We start from the raw sequence: 8,802 nt of genomic DNA, 5'->3' as shown, positions 1-8,802 counted from the left end.
CGTGGAAGATAATCTACAATTATAATTGGGATGAATCGATACAGAAAAAACTTATATTTAACTCGGCTTGAAGATATTGATCGCTCTTATTCTTGATGTGCGATCGATTATTCAGCAAGCCCTATTATAGGACTTATGCGCGGGTGGTTAGGAACCTGGTTTTGTGGCCCAGAAGAAGCGCTACAAACCGCAAAAAGCCCGGTTATGAAGGTTTTGATGCGTCCAGGACTATATTTATAAACCAGGTTGAAACAGCCGAGTCTTAAAATAAGAGTCCTCGCGGGAGACTACAGCAAAGAAGCGAAAACCCGAGACTACGCGGAAACCAAAGCCACGCGAAAACCGATGTCCGAGTAACGATCGCCCGCCGAATTGCTAAGACGATACGCACTGCGACAATTCACCGCAGCGTCCTTCCAGGAACCGCCACACCGCACCCGGCGATCGCTTTGATCGTTGTCGGGATGACTGCACCATTCCCAAACATTTCCGTGCATATCATAAAGTCCAAAAGCATTGGGTGAAAAATTCCCGACATCAGTTGTTTGTTTGCGGTAAAGTCCCTTCGATGCCCCAGCGTAGGGATTATTGCCATTATAATTAACTAAATCCGGGGTAATTGTTTCACCAAAATAGAAAGGTGTTTTAGTTCCGGCGCGGCAAGCATATTCCCATTCCGCTTCTGAAGGTAAGCGATAAGTCTTGCCTGTTTTTTTAGAAAGCCGCTTGCAGAATTCCACAGCGTCATTCCAGCTTACTTTTTCGACAGGAAGTTTCGCACCTTTGAACTCAGAAGGGTTATTTCCCATCACCGCTTGGTATTGTTCTTGAGTAATCTCATATTTACCCATAAAAAAAGCAGGGATATTCACGGTACGCTGCGGCCCTTCATAGCTACTTCGTCCGGCTTCCGTATCGGGGGAACCCATCACGAAACTGCCACCAGGAATTGCTACCATATCTAGAGTAATACCATTCCCCATATTTTCTATAAAAGCCTGTGCTTTTCCTTGACGGCGGTTGGCAATTTGCCCCGTTGAGTTGACTGTCACTGTTTCAAAAGTAAAGCTTTTTAAAGCATTGGAAGATGGCGTAGGTTTTGGAGTTTCTGGTGCGGGTTTGGGAGATGGTTTGGGAGATGGTTTTGGCGATGGACTTTCTGCTACAGATTGTGGAGATGGTTTTGGCGATGAACTTTTGGCTGTAGTTTTTGGAGATGATTTAGGAGATGGGGCCGCCTTGTTGGATGAAGGTGGAAGATTTGGTGAAGATGAAGAAGTTTTGTTGTTCAACAAACTTTGGCCCAGCACAGCTAATGCAAATCCTCCCCCAGCAAAACCCGCTAATTGCAAGAAACCTCGCCTTGTTGTGTTAGTTCGTAACGGCAAAGAGTGCTGTGGAATCACAGGAATTGTGGGAGTTGGTGTCGGTGCGGGAGATTGTGTTGACTGACGTTGAAAATCTCTTAAAACTTCCTCGGCTGATTGATAGCGCTGCTGGATATCTTTTGCCAACAACTTAGATAAAATCAATTCCAATCCCTTGTCTATGGGACTTTTCAAATATTGCTGCCAATTTGCAGTCCAGCTATAACCGTGTTCCGTCCACAAACCATAAGGATGTACCCCCGTCAGTAGATGAAAAGCCGTCGCCCCCAAGCTAAACAAATCGCTGGCTGCATAAGCTTCACCGCCTTGCATTTGTTCAAGCGGTGCATAACCATGGGAACCAATTTGCGTTCCCTGTCGCGATATCACTGTTCCCGACAATTGTTTGGAAACTCCGAAATCAATCAGCATTAACAAACCGTCGCTGCGACGGCGCATAATATTCTCAGGCTTGATATCTCGATGAATAATTTTTTGTTCGTGAATAAAGTTGAGAACAGGTAAAAGTTCGAGTAATAGTTGCTTAACTTGGCTTTCTTGCAAAATTCCCTGATTTTGGAAAAGCGTCAACAAATTATCCCCATCCACAAACTGCTGTACGAGATACAAATATTTGTTGTCTTCAAAATAGGCATCAAGGGAGGGAATTTGGGGATGTTGTCCTAGCTGTTGTAGTTGTCTAGCTTCTAGCTGAAATAATTCTACCGCTTTGTTAATCGCCCAAGTTCCCTGGACATCGGGTGCTAATTGTTTAACGACACAGCGTTGATTTAGTCTATCAATATCTTCTGCTAAATAGGTTCGACCGAAGCCACCTTGACCGAGGAGTTTGATCATGCGGAAGCGATTTCGCAGGATGGGTACGAGTTGAAGGCCACAACTGATGCAATATGTTTGCCCGTCCGGGTTTTGAGGATTGGGGCAATCGGGATTGATACAGCAAATCATTTATTTTAGGAATGATATTGTTTATATTGTATAGGACTTTCGATACAAATATTCCCTTCCAGTCGAAAGTAGAAAAGGGACGAAGAACCTGTCTCAACCAAACCTGCTTGATTTTGAAAAGGATAGGACAAAGTAGATAAAATATGACTTTTATCTTCTGTCAATTGTCTTAATTCTGCGTTAGCCACATTGTGTAGCTATAGTTGGCTGTGACTGAATTGAAGGATAAGTATGACAGGAGTGAACCGTGCCAATAAATTATGGTAAAAATTAACGCTTCAGCTCAATATCAAACTCAAGCCGAGAACGATAAAAGTGAACGTCAAATTCTAAGAAAAAATTTGTCTGTCCCAGAATCAATGATACACTATCACTTTTTGCCCAAGCAAATACTAATCTTACCGGAGCAAACTCCCCTATTTCAGCCCTGAAAAATACTGGCATCGCTGGTTGATTACCCACGTTACCGGCCAGTCGAATAATGGCTTTGCTGTCATCCCACACTAAGCCAAGCTGAATTCCTATTTGGTAAGGCAATACACTCACTGTTGCACCGCTGTCTACTAACCCAACAACTTCGACTCTCTGGTTATTGTGGCGCAGAATCAAGGGAATGCGCGGTAAGCTGTCAAACTCATCTTGAGAGGGGTGATTGGTAGAGTATTGAAATCGCATAATACTCACTTTTCGTCGCTGTTAGCCAGATTCATTGCCTGCATCAAAGCTGCACCAGCGCCAAAAGTATCGTAGGGAGTTGGTAAGTAGTAAGTCTTGTAAGGTTCCAAAGGAAAAATATTCTCACTGATATCTTCTTCCGCCATGAGAATACGGATTAACTCTCGTTTATCGATCGCAGACAGTTTTCTAATGGTAGGGAGTAATTCTGTTAGTGTCATCGGTTGTTTTCCTACGATGCGTCTATCTTGATGATAGCAGGTCAACAGTTTTTGTAGGGTGCGGATCTGTGGGATATTCGATGGAATTTACAGGTTTGAGATGGCGACGCACCTGACTGACTCTCGCGGTGCGTCGCTGCGAGATTGTGGATTTGATTTGTAGATTGTTCAATGCGACGCACCCTACCACTACTACGCGGAAACTAGGACGAGGAAGAAACCGAAGCTACCGCCACACGAAAACCCCAGTTCCTCAACTTGTAGCCCGCCGAATTCCTGTCACGATCGGCACTACGGGAATAGAGCGCATGGTTGTTCCATGAACCACCACGCAGCACCCGCTTATTATCCGTTGCAGTTTCCCAAGAACTTCCGTCAGTCGGTGCGCCACTATAATTATCGTGCCATTTATCGCTGCACCATTCCCAAACATTCCCGTGCATATCATACAAACCAAACGGATTCGGCGGAAAACTCCCCACATCCGTTGTTTGTTTGCGGTAACGTCCCTTCGGCGCAGCACCGTAGGGATAATTGCCATCATAATTAACTAAATTTGGGGTAATTGTTTCGCCAAAATAGAAAGGCGTTGTAGTTCCGGCGCGACAAGCATATTCCCATTCGGCTTCCGAAGGTAAGCGATAAATCTTGCCGGTTTTTTGAGAAATTTTCTGGCAGAATTCCAGAGCATTATTCCAGCTTACTTGTTCTACAGGACGTTTCAAACCTTTGATATCAGAAGGGTTATTCCCCATCACTACTTCCCACTGTTCTTGAGTAATGGGATATTTACCCATAAAAAAAGGAGAGATATTAACAGTACGCTGCGGCCCTTCATTGTTACTTCGCCCTGCTTCCGTATTGGGGGAACCCATCACGAAACTGCCACCAGGAATTGCTACCATGTCTAAGATTGCACCGCTACCTAAATTTTCACTATAAAATTGTGCTTGACAGCGTTGACGGCTACTTATATTACCCCGCACCTCAACTGTCACCGGGTCAAAGTCAAACCTTTTTAAAGTCGGCGCGGGAGTTGGTGTCGGTGGGGGAGTTTGTCTTGAGTGATGTTGAAAATCTATTAAAACTTCCTCGGCTGATTGATAGCGCTGCTGAATATCTTTTGCCAACAACTTAGATAAAATCAATTCCAATCCCTTTTCTATGGGACTTTTCAAATGTTGCTGCCAATTTCCTGTCCAACTATAACCTTGATCCACCCACAAATCAAAAGGATATAGCCCCGTCAGTAGATGAAAAGCCGTCGCCCCCAAGCTAAACAAATCGCTGGCTGGATAAGCTTCACCCCCTTTCATTTGTTCAAATGGTGAATAACCAGGCGTACCAATTTGCGTTCCCAGTCTCGACATCGCTGTTCCCGACAACTGTTTGGAAACTCCGAAATCAATCAGCATTAATACACCGTCGCTGCGACGGCGCATAATATTCTGAGGATTGATATCTCGGTGAATAATTTTTTGTTCGTGAATAAAGTTGAGAACAGGTAGAAGTTCGAGTAATAGTTGCTTAACTTGGTTTTCTGGCCAAATTCCTTGATTTTGGAAAAGGTTTAACAAATTGTCCCCATCGACAAACTGTTGTACGAGATACAGATAGTTGTCTTGTTCAAAATAGGCATCTAGTGATGGAATTTGGGGATGTTGTCCTAGCTGTTGTAGTTGTTTGGCTTCTTGCTGAAATAATTCTACCGCTTTGTTAATCGCCCAAGTTCCCTGGACATTTGGTGCTAATTGTTTAACGACACAGGGTAGATTTAGTTTATCAATATCTTCTGCTAAATAAGTTCTGCCGAAGCCACCTTGACCGAGGAATTTGATCATGCGGAAACGATTTCGCAGGATGGGTACGAGTTTAACACCACAACTGATGCAATATGTTTGTCCGTCGGGGTTCTCAGGCTTTTCGCAGTTGGGATTGATACAGCAAATCATTTATTTTAGGAATGATACTGTTTATATTGTATAGATTGACTGGGCGATTGACCCGACGATTAATTGGGCAATTAATTGGGCGTTTGAAATCGCTTCTGCACAAACAAACTCCGCCTGCGCGGACTGAAAATTTTCAACCCGCGTCGGCGGGTTTCGTCTGTGTAGAGGCGGTTTCAACCGCCCTTTATATGGAATGCGATTAGACAGATGCAATCCGACGCTCGATCGCATTATAGAACCGATCGCCCATCTCACCCATCGAAACCTCAATTAACACTTGATTGTCAGCAGTCACCACCCGCAAAGGTGATTCAGCACAGCAAACTAAACCAATTTTCTGCCACATTTTGGTCAAATGTTCTTGCAGGTAAGCTTCCCAAATTTCTTGATTTTTCGGTGCGACTGAAACTACAATGCAGTTGCCCATCTCACCAAACAAAATTTCATCCCAGCGGCTGACATTTGCCGAGTTGAAACTGAGATGAATTTCCGCACCCATTTTAGCAGAAATACAAGATTCCGCGAGGGCGATCGCAATTCCACCTTCCGCACAATCATGGGCAGAACATACCCAACCTTGCCGAATTCCATCGCGACAAACCGATTGCACTTTTCTTTCCAACTCAAAATCTATCCTTGGCGGTTTCCCAGCTACAATCCCGTGAATTGCCGCTAAATATTCCGAACCTCCCAAAGTAGGAGAAGTTGCGATTTTTGAGTTTTCAGATGAAAGTTCTGAGTTTTGGGATGATTCCCCCATTCCCAGCACATAAATTAAATCACCTTTCTTTAGCCAAGCTTGGCCACTAATCTTCTTTAAATCGGGAATTAACCCCACCATTCCGATTACCGGAGTCGGATAAATTGGTTGAGGATTTCCCTCAGCATCAACCGTTTCATTGTAAAGAGAAACATTGCCACCAGTAACAGGCGTTCCCAACTCCCGACAAGCATCAGCAATCCCGCGACAAGCTGACGCTAACTGCCAATATCCGATCGGCTTTTCGGGACTGCCAAAATTCAAATTATCAGTAACTGCCAGAGGTTCAGCGCCCACACAACTTAAGTTTCTAGCTGCTTCCGCTACGACTGCTTTTGCACCTTCATAAGGATCGAGATAAACATAACGAGAATTGCAATCAACCGTTGCAGCAACTCCAGGAATCATCCCCAAGGGCGCTTCCTTCTTGCTAAGGGGGGGAGAAACTTTTGGAGTTTCCCTACCTTGTGCCTTTGTAAATAGAGGAATTACCTCTTCTTCCTGTTTGCTTTCGGAAGCTAGAGAAACAGCATTTTCTCTCAGTAGATCCCCCTTAGCAAGGGGGTGTACTTCTAACCCGTTAGCAAGGGAAGAGTGGCAGGGTTCTAGCGGACGCAATCTGACAACCGCAGCATCTGCACCACCAGGTAAAATAACAGTATTGTTTTGCACTTGATGGTCGTATTGGCGATAAACCCAGCGTTTAGAAGCGATGGTGGGAGTATCTAAAAGTGTCAGCAAAATCTGATTCCAAGTTTGGAAATTACCGTTAATTTCGATACCTGTAACTGTGGATTGTGGCAGCGAATCCGCCGTCCATTTCCATGCTTTTTTAGCATATTCTGGCGGCTCTGTCAACAGTTCTCGGTGATAAATTGGCGTGTTATCTGCCAAAGCGGTCGCGGTAATTTCGGCAGCGATTTCGCCTTTAAAGAGAATTCGGACGATCGGCTCTTCAATCACTGTACCCGCTACAACCGCGTGCAATCCCCAGCGGTGGAAAATATCGATTAATTCCTGTTCGCGTCCTTTTTGGGCAACAAACAACATCCGTTCTTGAGATTCCGACAGCAGGTATTCGTAGGGAACCATACCGCTTTCTCGAACGGGAACTTTGTCTAAATCAAATTCAATGCCGACGCCGCCTTTGGCTGCCATTTCTGATGTGGAACAGGTGATTCCCGCCGCACCCATATCTTGGGCAGCGACGACTGCGCCGGTTTTGAATGCTTCTAAACAAGCTTCAATTAAGGATTTTTCTAAAAATGGATCTCCTACTTGGACGGCGGGGCGATCGTCCATTGATTTGTCTGTCAATTCGGCACTGGCAAAACTTGCTCCTCCCATGCCATCTCGCCCGGTAGTTGAACCGACATAAAGCACGGGATTTCCGATGCCGGATGCGCCGGATTTGACGATTTCTTGAGTTTCCATTAAACCCAAGGCCATGACGTTAACTAATGGGTTGCCGGAATAAGCAGGATCGAAGTAAACTTCGCCGCCTACTGTGGGTACGCCGATGCAATTTCCATAATGGGAAATTCCCGATACTACGCCTTTGAACAATCTCTGAGTTTTGGCATCGTCTAAGTTACCAAAACGCAGGGAATTTAAAAGTGCGATCGGGCGAGCACCCATTGTGAAGATATCGCGGAGAATCCCGCCGACACCGGTTGCTGCACCTTGGAAAGGTTCGACTGCTGACGGGTGGTTGTGCGATTCAATTTTGAAGGCGAGTTGCAAGCCGTCTCCCAAGTCTACGACGCCGGCATTTTCTCCAGGCCCGACGAGAATTCGATCGCCCTCTGTGGGAAACTGTTTTAATAGTGGCCGCGAATTTTTGTAACAGCAGTGTTCGCTCCACATGACGCCGAACATTCCCAATTCAGCTTTATTAGGATGGCGGCCAAGACGCTGAACGATTTCTTGATATTCTTCTGGTGTGAGTCTTTCAGCGGCAATTTGTTGGGGGGAAAATGGAGATTCGGAGATGGGAGACATGGAAACTCGTTATAAACCACAGGCTTTATTCTAAATGCCCTGCGCTTGGTTAATCTAAAATCTATAATCTAAAATCTAAAATCCCAGGCATTTGCTTGGTTAATCTAAAATCTAAAATCTAAAATCTAAAATCGAATGACTTTACCTCGAAATCTCAATTTTGCTAACCAAAACTTGCGGAACCGTTCTTTTAAAGGGCTTGACTTATCTGGGGCGAATTTCAGCGGTTGCGACATTCGAGGCTGCAATTTCACCGGGGCGATTTTGAGGGGGGCAAATTTTCAGGGTGTCCGAACCGGACAAAGCCGCAGGCGGGTAAGAAATTTGATTGCTAGGGCTGGGGTAACTGCGGTAACAGTGACGGCGGCTGGGGCTTTGACTGGACTGATAGCCGGGGCGGATGCGGGGGCTGTGGCTGTGGCTGGAACGGCTGCTACGGCGATTGCTGCGACTCGGTGCGAGGCTGGAATTGTGGCTGGGGCTGTGGCTGGGGCTGCTGCTGCGATCGGCGCTAGCGGTATTGTGACATTTTTGGGCGGAGATACTATCAGGGGAATTGTCTTATTTTTAGTTTCTGGGGTAATTCTTGGGTTAACTGCGATCGGCTTTTTTATTGCTGTTGAAGAAATAGAAAAATTGTCGGTAACGTCGTTTAGAAAAGCTGATTTAACTGATGCTGTTTTCGATCCGGGGGCGGTTCTAGATGCCGATTTTTCCGATGCGCGAGGCTTGCCGTGGTAGACAACCTGCTTCTAAAATCTAAAATCTAAAATCGGATGACTAAGGAATGAAAAATAAATAAGTTGATTAGTTATCGGTTATAATGAAAAAAGTGTGAGATTACAATTTTTACCAAA

6 protein-coding genes are annotated in these 8,802 nt (G+C 45.1%); 1 reads left to right on the top strand and 5 read right to left on the bottom strand.

The window, feature by feature from the left end; translation table 11 throughout:
- Positions 1–314: 314 nt before the first annotated feature.
- The 5 genes from Q5691_RS26915 to purL all read right to left on the bottom strand — a co-directional run bounded on the left by Q5691_RS26915 (position 315) and on the right by purL (position 7,945).
- Positions 315–2,336, bottom strand: coding sequence for a bifunctional serine/threonine-protein kinase/formylglycine-generating enzyme family protein (locus Q5691_RS26915; RefSeq protein WP_333348225.1), 2,022 nt, complete (start codon positions 2,334–2,336; stop codon positions 315–317).
- 270 nt (positions 2,337–2,606) lie between these two features.
- On the bottom strand, positions 2,607–3,011 hold the full coding sequence (locus Q5691_RS26910; protein WP_333348223.1) for a hypothetical protein: 405 nt from the start codon (positions 3,009–3,011) through the stop codon (positions 2,607–2,609).
- A 5-nt stretch (positions 3,012–3,016) separates the two neighbouring features.
- Entirely contained in the window at positions 3,017–3,232 is a 216-nt protein-coding gene (locus tag Q5691_RS26905) for a hypothetical protein (protein ID WP_333106499.1), read from the bottom strand.
- A 203-nt stretch (positions 3,233–3,435) separates the two neighbouring features.
- A complete protein-coding gene (locus tag Q5691_RS26900) occupies positions 3,436–5,184 on the bottom strand; it encodes a bifunctional serine/threonine-protein kinase/formylglycine-generating enzyme family protein (RefSeq protein ID WP_333348220.1) in 1,749 nt (582 codons plus the stop codon).
- 199 nt (positions 5,185–5,383) lie between these two features.
- Complete coding sequence (gene purL, locus Q5691_RS26895) at positions 5,384–7,945, bottom strand: phosphoribosylformylglycinamidine synthase subunit PurL (RefSeq protein WP_333348217.1); 2,562 nt, start codon at positions 7,943–7,945, stop codon at positions 5,384–5,386.
- 135 nt (positions 7,946–8,080) lie between these two features.
- On the opposite strand from purL, the gene Q5691_RS26890 reads away from it, so the two are divergent.
- A complete protein-coding gene (locus Q5691_RS26890; RefSeq protein ID WP_333311422.1) occupies positions 8,081–8,686 on the top strand; it encodes a pentapeptide repeat-containing protein in 606 nt (201 codons plus the stop codon).
- The last annotated feature ends 116 nt before the right edge of the window (positions 8,687–8,802 follow it).

The sequence above is a fragment of the Microcoleus sp. w1-18aA5 genome, from assembly GCF_036701705.1.
Classification (GTDB): domain Bacteria; phylum Cyanobacteriota; class Cyanobacteriia; order Cyanobacteriales; family Microcoleaceae; genus Microcoleus.
The sequence above is the reverse complement of the archived record's forward strand: the minus strand, read 5'-3'. Positions and strand labels throughout refer to the sequence as shown.

Excerpts from the sequence above, each read along its gene's own strand:
- Q5691_RS26890 (WP_333311422.1), top strand. The coding sequence starts at position 8,081 with ATGACTTTACCTCGAAATCTCAATTTTGCTAACCAAAACTTGCGGAAC.
- Q5691_RS26915 (WP_333348225.1), bottom strand. The coding sequence starts at position 2,336 with ATGATTTGCTGTATCAATCCCGATTGCCCCAATCCTCAAAACCCGGAC.
- Q5691_RS26910 (WP_333348223.1), bottom strand. The coding sequence starts at position 3,011 with ATGCGATTTCAATACTCTACCAATCACCCCTCTCAAGATGAGTTTGAC.
- purL (WP_333348217.1), bottom strand. The coding sequence starts at position 7,945 with ATGTCTCCCATCTCCGAATCTCCATTTTCCCCCCAACAAATTGCCGCT.
- Q5691_RS26900 (WP_333348220.1), bottom strand. The coding sequence starts at position 5,184 with ATGATTTGCTGTATCAATCCCAACTGCGAAAAGCCTGAGAACCCCGAC.
- Q5691_RS26905 (WP_333106499.1), bottom strand. The coding sequence starts at position 3,232 with ATGACACTAACAGAATTACTCCCTACCATTAGAAAACTGTCTGCGATC.